This is a genomic window from Rathayibacter sp. PhB186, from assembly GCF_003751825.1.
GTDB classification, from domain to species: Bacteria; Actinomycetota; Actinomycetes; order Actinomycetales; family Microbacteriaceae; genus Rathayibacter; species Rathayibacter festucae.
In genome coordinates this window covers 58,248-76,942 of the sequence record NZ_RJKO01000006.1, presented here as the reverse complement: position 1 = coordinate 76,942, position 18,695 = coordinate 58,248, and the positions used below count along the sequence as shown (strand labels likewise).

Here is an 18,695-nt window from a genome sequence, read left to right as displayed (position 1 = left end):
GTGGTTCGTGGGAATCGGCGTCCAGTCTAGCCAGGGGCACCGACGCTCCCTCCGCTCAGGCCCCGGGCGACGGGGTGGGCGATGGGGTGGGCGACGCGGTGACCGTGCCGGTGCCGAAGAGGCTCGTGCCGTGCTTCAGCAGCGCCTCGTAGGCGCCCTGGTAGGTGGTCGGCAGGTCGTCGCCCGGGTCGCCGTAGCGGGCGAGCAGCAGGCCCATCAGCCCGAGGGCCGGCGGGCTGAGCGGCTTGTCCCTGTTCGCGTTGGCCGGGTGCGGCGGGGTCGCCTCCGGATTCGGCGGCAGGTACTGCGGCACGGTGGTCGGCCAGTCGTCGATCTGCCGCGGGTTGTCGAGGGTGACCACACCGAAGAAGTCGGGCGCGTCCGCGTCCCTGGCGGTGAGCGGCTCGAGCCCGTGCAGGCGGCTGAGGGTGCGGATCAGGGCGCCGTGGTGCATCTCGTCGTGCAGGATCGTGCCGGCCCGCGTGTAGGCGGAGATCGCGATGGCCGGCACGCGGCAGCCGAGGCGATCGAAGCCGAAGCCCATCTCGCCCTCGCGGCCGTCGCCGGGCGGGGTCGCGGCGGGCGGCGGCACGTGGTCGTAGAGACCGCCGTGCTCGTCGAAGGTGGCCAGCAGCAGGGTGTTGATCGCGTTCGAGCCCGTCGTCGACGCGCTCTCGCGGATCGCCGAGTAGATCTGGTGCAGCAGCAGCTCCCCCGCGCGCACGTCGGAGAGCGCGCTGTCGTAGAGCGGCTGCCCGTCGACCTCGTCCTCGTGCAGGACGCCGGTCGGCGGGTGCATGTCGTTGTGGTCGAAGACGAGCCGCGGCTCGACGAAGGCGTAGTCGGGCAGCTCGCCGTTCGCGACGTCCGCGTAGAACTGCTCCATCGGGGCGAAGTTGGTCTTCCAGTACTTCTCGAGCACCGGCGCGTGCAGGAAGCCGGTGTAGGAGACGACCTGCAGCGCGTCGAAGTACACCCGCCAGCTCTTCCCGGCCTCCTCGAGGCGGTTGAAGACCGTCGGCGCATCGGCCAGGTCGTCGGCGAGCCACTTCTCGTAGCCGCCGCCGTGCTTGTTGGTGACGAAGCCGTGCGAGGTCGAGGCGTGGAAGAACGAGCGGTTGCAGAAGGTCTGCGAGGGGACGGCGCAGAACCAGTGGTCGAAGACGGCGAACTCGCGGGCCAGTGTCGAGAAGACGGGCAGCATGTCCGGCGAGAAGCCGCCCATGATCGTGCCGTACTCCTCGCGGGTGGGCTCCTCGCCCTTCTTCAGGTGGCGGAGGTTCTGCACGTAGTCCTCGAGGAACCCGCTCATCGTCGGCGCGGAGGCGTCGGCGGGCGCGTTGTAGGGAGCCGTCATCGCGCCGACGGACGCCCCGGCGTTCGACGGCGGGTCGATCGTGCCGAAGAGCTGGGTGTTGACGTGCGGGTACTCCTCGCCCGGGTCGGGATCGGGCTGGCGCATGACGGTGTCGGTCGCGCCCTCGTAGACGTGCGCGGTGACGGTGTCGCCCGCGGCGGTGGTGTTGGAGTGCTCGCCGGTCTGCAGGCCCTCGAAGGTCTCGCCCGCGGGCGGGCCGCCGGCCGCGTAGAGCTGCCCGAGGATGTTGTCGAAGGAGCGGTTCTCGAACATCACGACGACGACGTGGTCGAAGCCCGGCTCGCTGCGCTCGGGCAGCGGCGATTCGGCCTCGCGGTCCCGGCCGGAGGCGACGGCCGCGCCGATCGCTCCGCCGGTGAGGCCCGCGGCGGCGACTCCGCCGGCGACCGCGCTGCCGGCCAGGAAGCGCCGCCGGGAGCGCGAACGAGGGGCGTCGTCGCGCGGGGTGCGATCGCCGCCGCCGTCGGTGCCGCTCATGCGTCCCGCCCTTCCCGCGTGCCGCGGATCCGTGCCTCCGGGGAGTGTAGCGACGCGCCCGGCGCGGCGGCTCGGAGCATCATGAGGGCCTGTTCGACGTCGCCGGGCTCGGCGGTGACGCCCGCCGCGGCGAGGGCTGCGGCCAGGGCCGGCCCCATCGAGTGACCCCGGTCCTCCGGCGCGAAGGCGGGTGCCGTGCGCGGGTAGCGCGACAGCGGCCGGGCGGGTCCGGACAGCGCCTCGGCGACGGCGAGCACGCCGGCGTCGGCCAGGGCCCGGCGGTCCGCGGCGAAGCGGGCGCGGTGCAGGAGGGCGGGGGTGGTCGGAGCGAGTGCGGCGCTCAGGCGCTCGCCCGGCCGCGCGCTCGAGGCGACGAGGAGGGCCGGGACGTCGCCGGGGCGATCGGCCTGCCCCCGCGCGGTGACGAGCAGCAGCACCCGGCGCCCGGCCGACTCCGCCGCCCTGGCCGCGTCGACGCTCTCGTGCAGGAGCCGCTCGGCGACGCGCGCGTCCGCGGACCGCGAGGCGCTCGGATCGTCGGCGGCGGCGAAGTCGGCCGGATCGACGAGCGAGCGGGGCTCGACCAGGACGACCGGCGGCAGTGAGCCCGCGGCGGCCACGCCCGCGAAACCGGAGAGCGGAAGGAGGGCTCCCCCGGCGGCGGCGGCGACCGCGAAATCGTGGTGCGGCCACTCGGGATCGGCAAGCAGCGTGGTGGAGACGCCCTGGCGATCGTCGACGACCAGGGACCAGTCGGTTCCGGCGTGCCGGACCGAGTCGAGCAGCGACCGGAGCGGGTCACGGCCGTCCGCGCGCCAGTGGTCGGCGCGCGCGAACGAGTGCGCGAGCAGCGTGTGCACGGGGAGCATCGCGGGGGTGAAGCGGTCGCCCGGAGTCCCGGGGCCGGGGGCGGTCAGCACCTCGTCGGTGCCGCCGGCGAAGTCGCTGCCCGGCTCGCCGTCGAGGGCACCGAAGACCTGGCGGCGCGGCCGGCCGTCGAAGGACAGGACGACGAGGTGATCGATCCGGGCCAGCGCGGCGGCGGCGTCGCGCTCGCGCGGCGTCAGCGGCACGGCGCGGGCGGCGGCGTCCAGCGCGGTCGAGGCGGCCTCGGCGAAGGAGCGGCGGAGGAACGCCCGCCGCTCCTCGCCGGGCCGGTCAGACATCCGCGTCGGGGGTCTCCTCAGTGGCGGGCGCATCGGCGGTCGGCGCATCGGCAGTCTCGTCGGCCGGCGCCTCGGTGGCGACCGGGTCGGTGCCGTCGGCGGCGGGTGCGTCGGCCACAGGCGCGTCCCCGGCCGCCTCCTCCGAGGCCGCTTCCTCGGGCAGCGCGATCGAGTCAGGCCCCTCGGTCACGAGCAGGTGGAACTCCGCGGCGGTGATGATCCGCACGCCGAGCGCCTCCGCCTTGCCGAGCTTGCTGCCGGCGCCGGGGCCGGCGGCGACGTAGTGCGTCTTCTTGGAGACGCTCGAGCCGGCCTTGCCGCCGGCGGCGAGGATCGCCTCCTGTGCCCCCTCGCGGCTGTAGCCCTCGAGCGAGCCGGTCGCGACGACGGTCAGCCCGGCGAGCACGCCGCCCGCGGCGTCGGCCGCACCGGGGCCGGGGTGGCCGGGCGTGGCGAACTGCACGCCGGCCTTCGCCCAGCGGTCGACGATCTCGGCGTGCCAGTCGACCTCGAACCAGGCGAGCACCGCGTCGCCGATGATGCCGCCGACGCCGTCGACCGCGGCGAGCTCCTCGCGGCTGGCCGCGCGGATCGCGTCGAGCGAGCCGAAGTGCCCGGCCAGGGCGCGCGCGGCGACCGGGCCGACGTGCCGGATGCTGAGCGACACCAGGAAGCGCCAGAGCGGCGACGTCTTCGCCTTCTCGATGTTGGCGATCAGCGCGAGACCGGTCGTCGACGGCACGTACTCCGCGTCGCCGCCGAACACCTCCGCCGACGGGTCGAACGGGCCGTCGCGCTTCTGCCGCTTGCGCTTGAACGGGCCGACGACCTTCGCCTCGCCCCGGTCGTCGAGCTTCTGCAGCCCGGTCTCGCTGTCGCGGACGACGACCTCGATCGGGAAGACGTCCTCGATCCGCAGCTCGAAGAGACCGGCCTCGGTGTCGAGCGGCGGCTCCGCGGGCACGAACGGCTGGGTCAGCGCCGCGGCGGTCACCTCGCCGAGCACCTCGATGTCGAGCGCGCCGCGGCTGCCGATGTGCTCGACGCGGCCGCGCACCTGCGCGGGGCAGGAGCGGGCGTTCGGGCAGCGCAGATCGACGTCGCCCTCCTTGGCGGGAGCGAGGGTCGTGCCGCATTCGGGGCACTGCGTCGGCATCACGAACTCGCGCTCGCTGCCGTCGCGCAGCTCGATCACCGGGCCGAGCACCTCGGGGATGACGTCGCCGGCCTTGCGCAGCACGACGGTGTCGCCGATAAGCACGCCCTTGGCCTTCACCACGTCGGCGTTGTGCAGCGTGGCCTGGCGCACCTCGGAGCCGGCGACCTTGACCTTCTCCATCTGCGCGAACGGGGTGGCCCGGCCGGTGCGACCGACGCTGACGACGATGTCGAGGAGCTTGGTGTGCACCTCCTCGGGCGGGTACTTGTAGGCGATGGCCCAGCGCGGGGCACGGCTGGTGGCGCCGAGCTCGTCGTGCAGCTCCAGCTCGTCGACCTTGACGACGACGCCGTCGATCTCGTGCTCGACCGAGTGTCGCTCGCGGCCGTACTGCTCGACGAAGGCGAGGACCTCGTCGACCGACTCCGAGACCCGGTTGTGCGCGCTGACCGGCAGCCCCCAGGAGGCGAGCAGGCCGTAGACCTCGGACTGGCTCTGCACCGGCGGGTCGGGCCAGGCGCCGATGCCGTGCACGTAGAGCGCGAGCGAGCCGACCCGGGCCTCGCCGGCGCGGAGGTCGAGGCCGGACTTCTTGTCGAGCTGCTGGCGGAGCCCGCCGCTCGCGGCGTTCCGCGGGTTGGCGAAGGTGGGGAAGCGGCGCAGGGCGCTGTCGCGGACCCGCTCCTCGTCGAAGGGCTTGCGGGTGGCGCTCGGCCGAGCCGACCAGCGCTCGCGCGCCTCCTCGACGGCCTCGTCCCGCAGGGTCTCCTGCAGGGCGTTCAGTGCCGCGAACTCGCGCACGGAGATGAAGACCTCGCCGCGGACCTCGACCAGCGCGGGGTGCCCCTCGCCTGCCAGCTGCTGCGGGATGCCGGCCACGCGCAGAGCGTTGACGGTGACGTCCTCGCCGGTCCGCCCGTCGCCGCGGGTGGCCGCGGTGACGAGGCGGCCGTTCTCGTAGTGCAGCGAGATGGCGAGGCCGTCGATCTTGAGCTCGGTCAGCCAGGCGACCGGGCGGGCGGCGGAGGCGACGGTCTTGTCACACCACTCGCGCAGCTCCTCGGCCGAGAAGACGTTGTCCAGCGAGAGCATCCGCTCGGCGTGATCGATCGGGTCGAGACCGGCGGCGACCACTCCCCCGACGGTCTGCGTCGGCGAGTCCTCGCTGGCCAGCTCGGGGTGCGCCGTCTCGAGCTCGGCGAGCTCGCGGACGAGCGCGTCGTACTCGGCGTCGGCGAGCGGCGAGGCGTCGGCCGCGTAGTAGTCCTCGCTCGCCGAGCGGATCCGCGCGCGCAGCTCGTCGACGCGCTGCGCCGGATCGAGGTCCGCCGCCGGCGTCGCGCTCGCCTCGGGCGTCGCGGCCATCAGAGCACCACTCCGTTCGCGGAGGCACCGACGAGGTCGGCCGCGACCGTGCGGTCGATGGTGCACTGGCCGAGCACGCGGGTGCCGAGGTAGACGACGGCCGTCTGGCCGGGGGCGACGCCGTCGAGCGGCGAGTCGGGAGTGATCACGAGCTCCACCTTCCCAGAGACGTCCGACACCACGGCGGTCGCCGGGACCGGGTCGGCGTGCGCGCGGATCTGCACGTCGCAGCGGAACGGCGTCGACGCGTCCTCCGGCGCGGCGCCGGCCCAGGTGAAGCGCGAGCCGGCGATCTCGCCGATGCGCAGCGCCTCCCGCGGACCGACGACGACCTCGTTGGTCTTCGGCCGCACCTCGAGGACGAAGCGCGGGCGGCCGTCCGGCGCGGGCACGCCGAGATGCAGGCCCCGGCGCTGGCCGACGGTGTAGCCGTGCGCTCCCTCGTGGGCGCCGACCACCGCGCCGTCGCGGTCGACGATCGCGCCGGTCTCGGGGGCGACGCGCTCCGAGAGCCAGCCGCGGGTGTCGCCGTCGGGGATGAAGCAGATGTCGTAGCTGTCCGGCTTGTTCGCGACGCTCAGGCCGCGACGCGCCGCCTCCGCCCGGACGACCGCCTTCGACGGCGTCGAGCCGAGCGGGAACATCGAGTGCTCGAGCTGCGCGGTGGTGAGCACGCCGAGGACGTAGGACTGGTCCTTCGCCTCGTCGCTCGCGCGGTGCAGCTCGGGGCTGCCGTCGGCCGCCGTCTCGAGGGAGGCGTAGTGGCCGGTGCAGACGGCGTCGAAGCCGAGGTCGAGCGCCTTTTCGAGCAGGGCAGCGAACTTGATCCGCTCGTTGCAGCGCATGCACGGGTTGGGGGTGCGGCCGGCGGCGTACTCGGCTACGAAGTCGTCGACCACGTCGAGCTTGAACCGCTCGGAGAAGTCCCACACGTAGTAGGGGATGCCGAGGACGTTGGCGGCGCGCTGGGCGTCCATCGAGTCCTCGATCGTGCAGCAGCCGCGGCTGCCGGTGCGCAGCGTGCCGGGCATCCTGCTCAGCGCGAGGTGCACGCCGACCACCTCGTGCCCCGCCTCCACCGCGCGGGCCGCGGCCACCGCCGAGTCCACTCCACCGCTCATCGCCGCAAGAACCTTCACCGTTCGAGTCTACGAGCGGGCGGCGGGCGTGCGGTGTGCGCGATTCGCGGCGGTCCGTCCCCGGTCGCGTCCGATCTGCAGGTGATCGCGCGCATTCGGCGCAGACCTGCACGGAGGATCGGGCGACTCGCGCCGGACGCCTGCACAACGGACGAGCGCCTGCACAACGGGTGGGCACCGCGCGGAGGCGGCGTCAGGCGGGGAGCACGGCGCGGCGGGACAGGCCGGCGCGGGCCGCCCGCGCGTAAACGTCGGGCAGCGCCGCGAGCAGCGCGTCGACGTCGGCGTCCGTGCTGGTCCAGCCCAGCGTCATCCGGAGCACGCCGCGCGCCTCGTCCTCGCTGCGGCCGAGCGCCAGCACCACGTGCGAGGGCTCGGGGATGCCCGCCGTGCAGGCCGAGCCGGTGGACACCGAGACGCCCGCCATGTCCAGGAGGAAGAGGAGCGAGTCGCCCTGCGCGCCGGGGAAGGCGACGTGCGCGTTGCTCGCGACCCGCCGGCCGGAGTCGACGGCCGGTCCGGTCAGCGTCGCACCGGGGACGGCCGCGAGGATCCCCGCGACGAGCCGATCGCGCAGAGCCGCCAATCGCAGCGCCTCCCCGGGCAGCTCCGCGACCGCCTCCGTCACGGCCGCCGCGAACGCCGCCGCCCCGGGGACGTCCTGGGTGCCCGAGCGGACCCCGCGCTGCTGGCCACCGCCGTGCAGCACCGGCACGACCCGGGCGTCGCGCGCCAGGACGAGGGCGCCGGTCGCGATCGGCCCGCCGACCTTGTGCCCCGAGACGCTGACCGCGACGAGACCCGCGCCATCGCGGGAGCCGGAGGCGCGCCGCACCGCTGCGATCTCGAGCGGGACGTGGCCGAGCGCCGCGACGGCGTCGAGGTGCAGCGGCACGCCGGCGCGGGCGCAGACCGCGGCCAGCTCGGCGACCGGGGCGATGGTGCCGATCTCGTTGTTCACCCAGAGCGCGGAGACCAGCGCGACGGAGCCGGGATCCGCGGCGAGCGCCGCCTCGAGCGTCTCGGGCCGCAGCGTCCCCTCCGCGTCGAGCGCGAGCCATTCGATCCGGGCTCCCTCGTGGGCGGCGAGCCACTCCACCGTGTCGATCGTGGCGTGGTGCTCGCCGCCGGGCACGAGGATGCGCGTGCGCGCCGGGGACTCCGCGACGCGCTGCCAGTAGAGGCCTTTCAGCGCCAGGTTGATCGCCTCGGTGCCGCCCGCGGTGAGGATCACCTCGATCGGCTCGCAGCCGAGCGCGACGGCGATCGCCGAGCGGGCGTCCTCGAGCCGGCGGCGCGCCTCCTGGCCCGAGCCGTGCACCGAGGAGGGGTTGCCGGGGAGCGCGGACGCCTCGGCGAAGGCGGCGAGCGCGGAGGCCCGGAGCGGGGTGGTCGCAGCGTGGTCGAGATAGATCATGGCGCCCTCCGTCCCGCGTCCGGGGTGCGGAGCAGGTCTCCGGCCCCTCACTACTGTAGGTCGCATGCAGACACGCGACTCCCTGGCCCGCCTCGGAGTCGTCGTGGACCGTGAGGGCGGTGAGCTGCGGGTCTGGTCGGAGCACGCGACCGCCATCGATCTGCTGCTCTACGACGAGAAGGACCCGAGCTGGGTCACCCGCACGGTGCCGCTGGTGCGCGGGGAGGACGCCGTCTGGTCGGCCCGGGCCGCGCAGCTGACCGTCGGCCGCCGCTACGCGATCAAGGTGGACGGGCCCTCCGGCGTCCCCGGGCGCTTCGATCCGCGGGTCCCCCTGCTCGAGCCCTACTCCCGCGGGCTGCACCGGGTCGCCGAGAACGAGTGGCGCTCCGTCGTCGTGGACGACTCCTTCGACTGGGGCTCCTCCGAGAAGCCGCGCACGCCGCTGGATCGCACCGTGATCTACGAGGCGCACGTGAAGGGCCTGACTAAGCTCAACCCGGCGCTGCCCGTCGAGCTGCGCGGCAGCTACGCCGGCCTCGCGCACGAGTCGACCGTCTCGTCGCTCCTCGACCTCGGGGTCACCGCCGTCGAGCTCCTCCCCGTGCACGCGTTCGTCTCGGAGCAGCGCCTGCTGCGCCAGGGGCTCACCAACTACTGGGGCTACAACACCCTCAACTTCTTCAGCCCGCACGCCGCCTACGCCTCCCCCGCCGCGCAGCGCGGCGGCCCGACCGCGGTGCTGCGCGAGTTCAAGGGCATGGTCAAGCTGCTGCACGAGGCCGGGCTCGAGGTGATCCTCGACGTGGTCTACAACCACACCGCCGAGGAGGGGCCGCAGGGTCCGCGCTCGAGTCTGCGCGGGATCGACGACCAGGCGTACTACCGCCAGACCGGCGAGGGCCACTACATCGACGTGACCGGCTGCGGCAACACGATCGACTTCGGCCGGCCGGTCGCGCAGCGCCTGGTGCTCGACTCGCTCCGCTACTGGTCCGACGAGGTCGGGGTCGACGGCTTCCGACTCGATCTGGCCGCGACCCTCGGGCGGGACGAGATCGCGCACTTCCAGCGCGACCACCCGCTGCTGCGCGCGGCCGTCGAGGACCCGTCGCTCGCCGACGTGAAGATGATCGCCGAGCCCTGGGACGTCGGCATGGGCGGCTGGCAGACCGGCAACTTCCCGGACGGCTGGTCGGAGTGGAACGACCGCTACCGCGACCGCGCCCGCAACTTCTGGCTCTCGGACATCGACTACGCCCGGCGCGCGGGAACGGCGCCGGTCGGCATCGGCGGCTTCGCGACCCGGCTCTCCGGCTCGTCGAACACGTTCTCGCTCGAGCGCGGGCCGCTCGCCTCCGTCAACTTCGTCACGGCGCACGACGGCTTCACGCTCGCCGACCTGGTCTCCTACAACGTCAAGCACAACATCGGCAACGGCGAGTCGAACCGGGACGGCGCCGACACCAACCGCTCCTTCAACCACGGCTTCGAGGGCCCGACCGCCGACGACGGCGTCAACCAGGGCCGGCGGAAGGCGATGCGGAATCTGCTCGGGACGCTGCTGCTCTCGGCCGGCGTCCCGATGATCACCGCCGGCGACGAGTTCGGCCGCAGCCAGCGAGGCAACAACAACGCCTACTGCCAGGACTCCGACCTCACCTGGCTGCGCTGGGACGGGCGCAGCGATTGGCAGCTCGAGCTGCGGGAGCACGCACGGACGCTGATCCGCCTGCGCCGCGAGCACCCGGCGCTGCGGCCCTCGCGCTACGGGCGCGGCGGTGCGGTGACACCGGGAGCCACGAGCATGCAGTGGTTCGACGCGCACGGGCGGACGATGTCGGAGCACGACTGGACCTCCGCGGAGAACCGCACGCTGCAGTACCTGGCCGCGTCCACTCCCGAGACGGAGGAGTTCGACCGCGTCCTGCTGATCGTGCACGGCGTCGAGGCGGACACCTCGGTGGTCCTCGCCGAGAGCGAGGGGGTCACCGGGTACACGCGACTGTGGAGCAGCGAGGAGTCGGTGCCGCTCGAGCACGGCGAGTCGTTCGAGCCGGGGCAGGTCGTCCGCGTCGCCGGCACGTCGATGCAGCTCTTCGCCGCGCACGGCCCGCGTCCGGCCGCCGCGAGCTGATGAAGGGCGGACCGGGGACTCCGGCGACGCTCGCGCTGACCACGGCGGGGATCGCCTTCGTGCCGCGCGAGTACCGGCACGATCCCGGGGCGGCGAGCTACGGCGGCGAGGCGGCCGAGGCGCTCGGGGTGGAGCCGGAGCGGGTGTTCAAGACCCTGCTGGTCGACGTCGACGGCGAGCTGGTCGTCGGCATCGTGCCGGTGACCGGGCAGCTGGGGCTCAAGGAGCTCGCGGCGGCGGTCGGCGGCAAGCGGGCGGCGATGGCCGACCCGGCGCTCGCGCAGCGGCGCACCGGCTACGTGCTCGGCGGCATCTCGCCGATCGGTCAGAAGACGCGGCACCGCACCGTGCTCGACGAGACGGCGGAGCTGTACGACACCGTCCTGGTCTCCGGCGGGCGGCGCGGCTTCGACATCGAGCTCGCGCCGACGGACCTCGTCGCCGCGACGGGCGCGACCCTGGCGGACATCGCGCGCTGAGCGGGGCGGGTCTCGATACGCCGCTGCGCGGCTACTCGACCAGCATGCATCTGAGAGGACGCTTCGCGGCAGCTCCATCAGCATGGACGGAGGCCGCCTCCATGCTGATCGCGCAGCCCTCGCAGAGGGCTTCCCTGTTGATCGTGCAGCGCCCGCAGAGGGCTCCCATGCTGATCGAGTAGCCCGCGGAGCGGGCGTATCGAGATCCACCGTCATCCGGAGGCCGGGTCTCGATACGCCGCTGCGCGGCTACTCGACCAGCATGGATCTGACCGGCCGCTGCGCGGCTACTCGACCGGCACGCGGGCGCGTCAGCCGGCCGCCGCGACCAGGCCGAGCTCGGCCGAGCGGGCGAGCAGCGGGTGCCGCGGCACGACGCGGACGGTGTAGCCGAAGGAGCCGCTGCGGTCGAGGACGATCTCGCCGGCGTAGGGCACGCGGCCGACCGCGTCGGCGGGCACGACCGCGCCCGACTCCTCCGCCACCTCGAGCTCGTGCAGGCGGACGTCGACGAGCGACCCGTCCGCCCCGGTCGTGCCGGAGACGACCTGCACGGTGACGTCCTCCGGCGAGAGCTCGCCGAGGCGCACCCCCGCGCGCAGGGCGAGCCGGTCGCCGCGCTGGGGCACCGCGTCGATGCCGCCGGACTCCACGGAGGCGACCGCCACTCCCGGCCAGCCCGCGCGCACCCGCTGCTTCCACGCCGACAGCTCCTTGGCCGGCTCGAAGTGGTCGGCCGCGATCTCGCGCCCGGCCTCGGCGGCGGGCTGGTAGAGCGCCTCGACGTACTGACGCACCATCCGCTCGGCCGACAGCTCCGGCGAGAGCGTCGCCAGCGTGTGGCGGATCGAGCGCACCCAGCGGCGCGGCACTCCGTCGTGGTCGCGCTCGTAGTAGCGCGGCACGACCTCGCTCTCGAGCAGCTCGTAGAGCGCGTCCGCCTCGAGCGTGTCGCGCGACTCCGGGTCGAGGTCGCGGTCGGAGGACGGGATCGCCCAGCCGTTCTCGCCGTCGAAGTACTCGTTCCACCAGCCGTCGAGGATCGACAGGTTCAGCGAGCCGTTCAGCGCGGCCTTCATCCCGGAGGTGCCGCAGGCCTCGAGCGGACGCAGCGGGTTGTTCAGCCAGACGTCGGTGCCCGGGTAGAGAAGCTGCGCCATCGCGATGTCGTAGTCGGGCAGGAAGACGATCCGCCGGCGCACGTCCGGCTCCTGCGCGAAGCGGACCAGCTTCTGGATCAGCCGCTTGCCCTCCTCGTCGGCGGGGTGCGACTTGCCGGCGATCACGATCTGGATCGGGTGCTCCGGGTGGGTCAGCAGCGCGCGCAGCCGCTCCGGGTCGTGCAGCATCAGCGTCAGCCGCTTGTAGGTGGGCACTCGCCGGGCGAAGCCGATGGTGAGCACGTCCGGGTCGAGCAGCTCGTCCAGCCAGGCCGGAGTGAGGCCGCCGGGGTTCTGCTCGCGCCAGGAGCGGGCGGCGCGCGCCCGGGCGTCGCGCACCAGCTGCTCGCGCATCGAGCGCCGCGCCTGCCAGAGCTCGCCGTCGCTCAGGGCGCCGGAGGCCCAGTCGGCGCGGGTGGTGTCGTCGGTGCCGAGCCGGTCGCGGGCGAGACCCCGGAGGATCGGATCGGTCCAGGTCGCCGCGTGCACGCCGTTGGTGACCGAGCCGATCGGCACCTCCGCCGTGTCGAAGCCCGGCCAGAGACCGGAGAACATCGAGCGGCTCACCTCGCCGTGCAGCTTCGAGACGCCGTTGGAGCGCTGCGCCAGGCGGAGCCCCATGAACGCCATGTTGAAGACGTCGCTCGCGCCGCCCGTGGTCGACTCGGAGCCCAGCGCCAGCACGTCCTCGATCTGCACGCCCGGCAGCAGCTCGGTGGTGAAGTACTGCTCGATCATCCCGCGGTCGAAGCGGTCGATGCCCGCCGGCACCGGCGTGTGCGTGGTGAAGACCGTGCTCGCGCGCACGACCTGCAGCGCCTGGTCGAAGTCGAGACCCGAGCCGATCAGGCCGGAGATGCGCTCGAGCCCCTGGAAGCCCGCATGCCCCTCGTTGGTGTGGAACACCTCCGGGAGCGGCGTGCCCGAGACCTCGGCCCACAGCTCAAGGGCGCGCACGCCGCCGATGCCCAGCAGCAGCTCCTGCAGCAGGCGGTGCTCGCCGCCGCCGCCGTAGAGCCGGTCGGTGACCGTCCGCAGGGCGTCCTCGTTCTCGCGGACGTCGGTGTCGAGGAGCAGCAGCGTCACCCGGCCCACCTCGGCCCGCCAGACCCGGGCGTAGAGCGCGCGCCCGTCCGGGAGGGCCAGTACGATCCGCGCCGCCGAGCCGTCGGCCAGCCGCACGATCCGCAGCGGCAGACCGTCGGGGTCGAGCGAGGGGTAGGACTCGAGCTGCCAGCCGTCGGCGGAGAGGCCCTGGGAGAAGTAGCCCGAGCGGTAGAAGAGGCCGACGCCCGTCAGCGGGACGCCGAGGTCCGAGGACGCCTTGAGATGGTCGCCCGCGAGGATGCCCAGACCGCCGGAGTACTGCGGGAGCGCCGCGGCGATGCCGAACTCGGGCGAGAAGTAGGCGATCGAGCGCGGCGCCGACTCCGGCAGCGACTGGTACCAGCGCGGCTCGGTGCGGTAGCGCTCGAGGTCGTCGCGGAGGCGCCAGGCGTCGTCGACGAAGCCCTGGTCGCGGGCCAGCTCGGCGAGGCGCTCGGGCGCGATCGCGCCGAGGAGCGCGGTCGGGTCGCCGCCGCTGCGCTGCCACAGCTCGGCGTCAGCTCGCTCGAACAGGCGCCGGGTCGGCTCGTGCCAGGCCCAGCGCAGATTGCCCGCCAGCTCGCCGAGCGCGGACAGCTCGGGCGGCAGGACCGATCGGACGGTGAAGCGGCGGATGGCCTTCACGGCACTCCTCGACTCTCTGCCGGTACGACGACCGGCTGATCCCGGCGACTGCGGACCCCGGCGAGCACCCCCTGCGGACGGCCGGGGCGGTCGCGCTCGCACACTGTAGCGGAGTGCCCACGGGCGCCGTCGGCCGTGGCGCAGGCCCTTTTGCACAGCGGCGCGCGCGTTCGCAACCGGCGTGCCAAAGGCATCGCCGGTCGCTACTGTCGTGACGTGGCTCAGACACCTTTCGGCAAGGCTTCGCACGGCAAGGACGCACGACGAGCGGCTCGGGGAGGTGCGGCCCGGGAGGAGACTCCCGCCGCGCAGACACCCCCGTCGCCCGAGGCGGCGGCACCGGATGCGCAGGATCGCACGGCACCGGCTCCGGCCGCGCAGGCGCAGGCGCCCGTGGCACCGGGGACGGCCGACACGGCGCCGACTCCCGAGGCTGCGGCGGAGACCGCGGAGCAGTCCCCTCCGACCGGCTCCGGGTACCGGGTGCGCGCCGAGCGCATCCCGATCATCGACCCGCAGCCGCGGCTCGAGGACGACCGCTGGCCGGCGAAGGCCTTCGTCGGCGAGGTCGTCCCGTTCGCGGCGACCGCGTTCCGCGAGGGGCACGACCTGATCGGCGTCGACCTGCTGCTCACCTCCCCCACCGGCACCGAGTCGGAGCACCGGATGGCGCTGATCGCCACCGGGACCGACCGCTACGGCCGCCTCGTCCTCCTCGACGACGAGGGCGACTGGACGTACCGCATCCGCGCCTTCGCCGACGACTGGGCGACGTGGCTGCACACCGCCGAGGTCAAGATCCCGGCCGGCCTGGACATCGCCGTCACCTTCGCGATCGGCGAGGGCCTCCTCCGCACCGCGGCGGGCGACGACTCCCGCTCCGACGCCGAGCGCTCCCTGCTCTCCGATGCCGCCGCCACCGTGGCGGACGAGTCGCTCACTCCCGAGGCGCGCCTCGCCGCCGCCGAGGACCCCGCCGTGCACGGCGCCTTCACCGCGCGTCCCGTGATGAGCCTCGCGAGCGTCTCGGAGCCGCGCACGGTGCACGTCGAGCGCACCCGCGCCGGCGTCGGCGCCTGGTACGAGTTCTTCCCCCGCTCCGAGGGCGCGGTCCGGAACGAGGACGGCACCGTCACCTCCGGCTCCTTCCGCACCGCGATCGACCGCCTCCCCGCCGTCGCGGCGATGGGCTTCGACGTGCTCTACCTGCCGCCGATCCACCCGATCGGCCGCAACTTCCGCAAGGGCCCGAACAACACGCTGAACGCCGGCCCGAGCGACCCCGGCTCGCCGTGGGCGATCGGCGCCCCCGAGGGCGGGCACGACGCGATCCACCCGGACCTCGGCACGGTCGAGGACTTCACCGCCTTCCACGACGCCGTCACCGCCGCGGGCCTCGAGCTCGCGCTCGATTTCGCGCTGCAGGCCTCGCCCGATCACCCCTGGGTGACCAGCCACCCGGAGTGGTTCACGACGCTGCCGGACGGCTCGATCGCCTACGCCGAGAACCCGCCGAAGAAGTACCAGGACATCTATCCGATCAACTTCGACAACGACCCCGAGGGCATCCGCCAGGAGGCGCTCCGCGTCCTGCGCTACTGGATCTCGCTCGGCGTGAAGATCTTCCGCGTCGACAACCCGCACACCAAGCCGCTCGACTTCTGGGAGTGGATCATCCACGAGGTCAACGCCGAGAACCCCGAGGTCGTCTTCCTCGCGGAGGCGTTCACCCGCCCGGCGATCATGCGGGCGCTCGGCAAGGTCGGCTTCCAGCAGTCGTACTCGTACTTCACCTGGCGCAACACCAAGGAGGAGCTCGAGGAGTTCTTCACGAGCATCTCGCACGAGACGGCCGACTACATGCGGCCGAACCTCTTCGTGAACACGCCGGACATCCTCACCGAGTACCTGCAGTACGGCGGCCGCTCGGCCTACAAGGTCCGCGCCGCGCTCGCCGCGACGGCCTCGCCGCTCTGGGGCGTCTACGCCGGCTACGAGCTGATCGAGAACGTCGCACGCCCCGGCGCCGAGGAGAACATCGACAACGAGAAGTTCGAGTACAAGACGCGCGACTGGGCGGCGGCCGACGCCGACGGCTCGACGATCGCCCCGTACATCACCCGGCTCAACGAGATCCGCCGGGCGCACCCCGCGCTCGCCCAGCGCCGCAACCTGCAGGTGCACGGCAGCGACGACGACGCGATCCTCGTCTACTCCAAGCAACTGGACCGCGCGTTCACCGGCACCGGCAGCGACGACACCCTCCTGGTCGTCGTCAACACCGATCCGCACTCGGCGCGCGAGACCACGGTGCACATCGACCTGCCGTCCCTCGGGCTGGACTGGAGCTCGACCTACGAGGTCGAGGACCTGATCACCGGTGCCGTGTGGACCTGGGGCAGCGACAACTACGTGCGGCTCGACTCCTTCGTCGAGCCCGTGCACATCCTGAGCGTGAAGGCGGACGGACGATGACGGTTCCCGAGGACAAGGGCACGAGCCCGGCCGAGAGCACGGACGAGAGCAGGCGCGGGACGGGGCCGGCGCAGAACGTCGTCCCCGCCGAGGCCGGCAGCCCCGCCGACGCGGCGGGCGTCGAGCCGCGCGCGGAGACGGTCGTGACGACCGGCACGAGCTCGGCCACGACCACGGGCGCGCACGTCGCGGAGCCCGCGGCCGAGGAGTCCGCAGCGCCCGAGCGGCTCACCCCGCCCGAGCCGGTCGCGCCGCCCGAGCGGCTCCTGCCGCCCGAGCCGACCGCCGCGGCCGACGCACCGATCGCCGAGACGAGCGACTCCGACCCCGCCCCGACGCCGGACGCCGAGGTCGACGCGCTCCCCGAGTTCCCCGAGTGGGTCCTCCAGCAGCTGGCGACCGGCAGCAACGCGCTCCCCCACGACGTCCTCGGTCAGCACCCGCTCCCCGGCGGCGGCGCGGTCGTCCGCGTGCGCCGACCGCTCGCCGACGCCGTCACGGCCGTCCTGGCCGGCGGCGTCCGCGTCGAGCTCGAGCACCTGCACGACGGCCTCTGGCAGGGCGTCCACGACGAGGACCCGCAGGCGTACACCGTCGAGGCGCACTACGGCGACGGCTCCTCCTGGACCGCCGAGGACCCGTACCGCTTCTCGAAGACGGTCGGCGACTTCGACCTCTACCTGATCGGCGAGGGCCGGCACGAGCGGCTCTGGGAGGCGCTCGGCGCGCGGCACCGCGAGCACGAGGGCGTCTGGGGCACCTCGTTCGCCGTCTGGGCGCCGCACGCTCAGGCCGCCCGCGTCGTCGGCGACTTCAACGACTGGAGCGGCGAGGGTCACGCCCTGCGCAACCTCGGCGTCAACGGCGTCTGGGAGATCTTCGTCCCCGGCGTCGAGCCCGGCGCCTCCTACAAGTTCGACCTGCTCTCGCGGGACGGCCGCTGGGTCCGCAAGGCCGACCCGATGGCCCGCGCGACGGAGGTGCCGCCGGCGACCGCCTCGCGCGTCCCCGTCTCGCACCACCAGTGGAGCGACTCCGGCTGGATGGAGCAGCGCGCGAGCGTCGACCCGCACACCCAGCCGATCAGCGTCTACGAGATGCACCTCGGCTCCTGGAAGCCCGGTCTCGGCTACCGCGACCTCGCGGATCCGCTGATCGAGTACGTCACCACGCTGGGCTTCACCCACGTCGAGTTCATGCCGCTCGCCGAGCACCCCTTCGGCGGCTCCTGGGGCTACCAGGTCACCGGCTACTACGCCGCGTCGAGCCGCTTCGGCACCGCCGACGACCTCAAGTACCTGATCGACCGGCTGCACCAGGCCGGCATCGGCGTGCTCGTCGACTGGGTGCCCGGGCACTTCCCGAAGGACGACTTCGCGCTCGCCCGCTTCGACGGCGAGCCCCTCTACGAGCACCCGGACTGGCGCCGCGGCGAGCAGATGGACTGGGGCACCTACGTCTTCGACTTCGGGCACACCCAGGTCCGCAACTTCCTCGTGGCCAACGCGCTGTTCTGGCTCGAGGAGTTCCACGTCGACGGCCTGCGGGTCGACGCCGTGGCGTCGATGCTCTACCTCGACTACTCCCGCAAGGAGGGCGAGTGGCTGCCAAACCAGTTCGGCGGCCGCGAGAACCTCGAGGCGATCAGCTTCCTGCAGGAGGTGAACGCCACCGCCTACAAGCTCTACCCCGGCATCATGATGATCGCCGAGGAGTCCACCAGCTGGCCCGGCGTCACCCAGCCCACCGTCTCCGGCGGGCTCGGCTTCGGGCTCAAGTGGAACATGGGCTGGATGAACGACTCGCTGCGCTACATGGCGAACGACCCGCTGTGGCGCCAGTACCACCTGGGTGAGATCACCTTCTCCTTCGTCTACGCGTTCAGCGAGCAGTTCGTGCTGCCGATCAGCCACGACGAGGTCGTGCACGGCAAGGGCTCGCTGATCCAGAAGATGCCGGGCGACCACTGGCAGCAGCTGGCGAACGTGCGGGCCTACCTGGCGTTCATGTGGGCGCACCCGGGCAAGCAGCTGCTCTTCATGGGCCAGGAGTTCGGGCAGTACTCGGAGTGGTCCGAGGAGCGCGGGCTGGACTGGTGGATCCTCGACCAGCCGAGCCACCGCGGGCTGTGGAGCCTCGTCGGCGAGCTGAACCGGCTCTACCGCGAGGTCCCGTCGCTGAACGAGCTCGACAACGACCAGGCCGGCTTCGAGTGGATCGACGGCGGTGCCGCGGCGCCGAACGTGATCTCCTTCCTCCGCAAGGACAAGGCCGGCCGCGCGGTCGCGGTCATCGTCAACTTCTCCGGCTCGCCGGTGCACGGCTACCGCGTCGGCCTCCCCGAGGCCGGCCGCTGGGAGGAGCTGCTCAACACGGACGCCGAGATCTACGGCGGCTCCGGAGTCGGCAACTTCGGCGCGGTCGAGGCCCGCGACGAGCCCTGGGCGGGCCGCCCCGCCTCGGCCGAGCTGATCCTGCCCCCGCTCGGCGCGCTCTTCCTGCGCCACCTGGGCTGACCGGCACCACCCCACCCGGAGGCGGGCGGAGCGGACGCACACGCGTCCCTCCGCCCGCCTTCGTCGTCGTGCCGGTCGGGCGGCCCGCGCAGCGGA

Annotated in this window: 10 protein-coding genes; 4 read left to right on the top strand and 6 right to left on the bottom strand. The window is 73.3% G+C overall.

Translation table 11 applies throughout. The features are described from left to right. Window positions 1-55: 55 nt before the first annotated feature. The 5 genes from EDF45_RS15195 to EDF45_RS15175 form a co-directional block, all read right to left on the bottom strand. Window positions 56-1,855, bottom strand: a complete 1,800-nt coding sequence (locus EDF45_RS15195; protein WP_123736878.1) for an alkaline phosphatase family protein — start codon at window positions 1,853-1,855, stop codon at window positions 56-58. After that, a complete protein-coding gene (locus EDF45_RS15190) occupies window positions 1,852-3,021 on the bottom strand; it encodes a hypothetical protein (RefSeq protein WP_123736877.1) in 1,170 nt (389 codons plus the stop codon). Before EDF45_RS15190 ends, EDF45_RS15195 begins: the two co-directional genes overlap by 4 nt. Continuing rightward, entirely contained in the window at window positions 3,014-5,545 is a 2,532-nt protein-coding gene (gene ligA, locus EDF45_RS15185) for an NAD-dependent DNA ligase LigA (RefSeq protein ID WP_123736876.1), read from the bottom strand. Before ligA ends, EDF45_RS15190 begins: the two co-directional genes overlap by 8 nt. After that, complete coding sequence (mnmA, locus tag EDF45_RS15180) at window positions 5,545-6,684, bottom strand: tRNA 2-thiouridine(34) synthase MnmA (RefSeq protein WP_185020207.1); 1,140 nt, start codon at window positions 6,682-6,684, stop codon at window positions 5,545-5,547. The genes ligA and mnmA overlap by 1 nt, the downstream gene beginning before the upstream one ends. Before the next feature lie 193 nt (window positions 6,685-6,877). Further along, window positions 6,878-8,101 carry a cysteine desulfurase family protein gene (locus EDF45_RS15175; RefSeq protein ID WP_123736874.1) on the bottom strand — a complete coding sequence of 408 codons (1,224 nt, stop codon included), beginning with the start codon at window positions 8,099-8,101 and terminating at the stop codon, window positions 6,878-6,880. A gap of 64 nt (window positions 8,102-8,165) precedes the next feature. On the opposite strand from EDF45_RS15175, the gene glgX reads away from it, so the two are divergent. Further along, window positions 8,166-10,238: a glycogen debranching protein GlgX gene (gene glgX / locus EDF45_RS15170; protein WP_123736873.1), complete on the top strand. Its 2,073-nt coding sequence runs from the start codon at window positions 8,166-8,168 to the stop codon at window positions 10,236-10,238. Continuing rightward, on the top strand, window positions 10,238-10,717 hold the full coding sequence (gene ybaK, locus EDF45_RS15165; RefSeq protein WP_123736872.1) for a Cys-tRNA(Pro) deacylase: 480 nt from the start codon (window positions 10,238-10,240) through the stop codon (window positions 10,715-10,717). The genes glgX and ybaK overlap by 1 nt, the downstream gene beginning before the upstream one ends. A gap of 311 nt (window positions 10,718-11,028) precedes the next feature. Here ybaK and glgP read toward each other — a convergent pair whose 3' ends face one another. Further along, window positions 11,029-13,608 carry an alpha-glucan family phosphorylase gene (gene glgP, locus EDF45_RS15160; RefSeq protein WP_123736871.1) on the bottom strand — a complete coding sequence of 860 codons (2,580 nt, stop codon included), beginning with the start codon at window positions 13,606-13,608 and terminating at the stop codon, window positions 11,029-11,031. Window positions 13,609-14,091: 483 nt separating this feature from the next. Between glgP and EDF45_RS15155 the strand changes: the two genes are divergently transcribed. Together EDF45_RS15155 and glgB are read left to right on the top strand one after the other, a co-directional pair. Then, window positions 14,092-16,083 carry an alpha-1,4-glucan--maltose-1-phosphate maltosyltransferase gene (locus tag EDF45_RS15155; protein WP_397460056.1) on the top strand — a complete coding sequence of 664 codons (1,992 nt, stop codon included), beginning with the start codon at window positions 14,092-14,094 and terminating at the stop codon, window positions 16,081-16,083. Next, window positions 16,080-18,599 (top strand): 1,4-alpha-glucan branching protein GlgB, encoded by a 2,520-nt coding sequence (glgB, locus tag EDF45_RS15150; RefSeq protein WP_123736869.1) that lies wholly within the window; start codon window positions 16,080-16,082, stop codon window positions 18,597-18,599. Before EDF45_RS15155 ends, glgB begins: the two co-directional genes overlap by 4 nt. The last annotated feature ends 96 nt before the right edge of the window (window positions 18,600-18,695 follow it).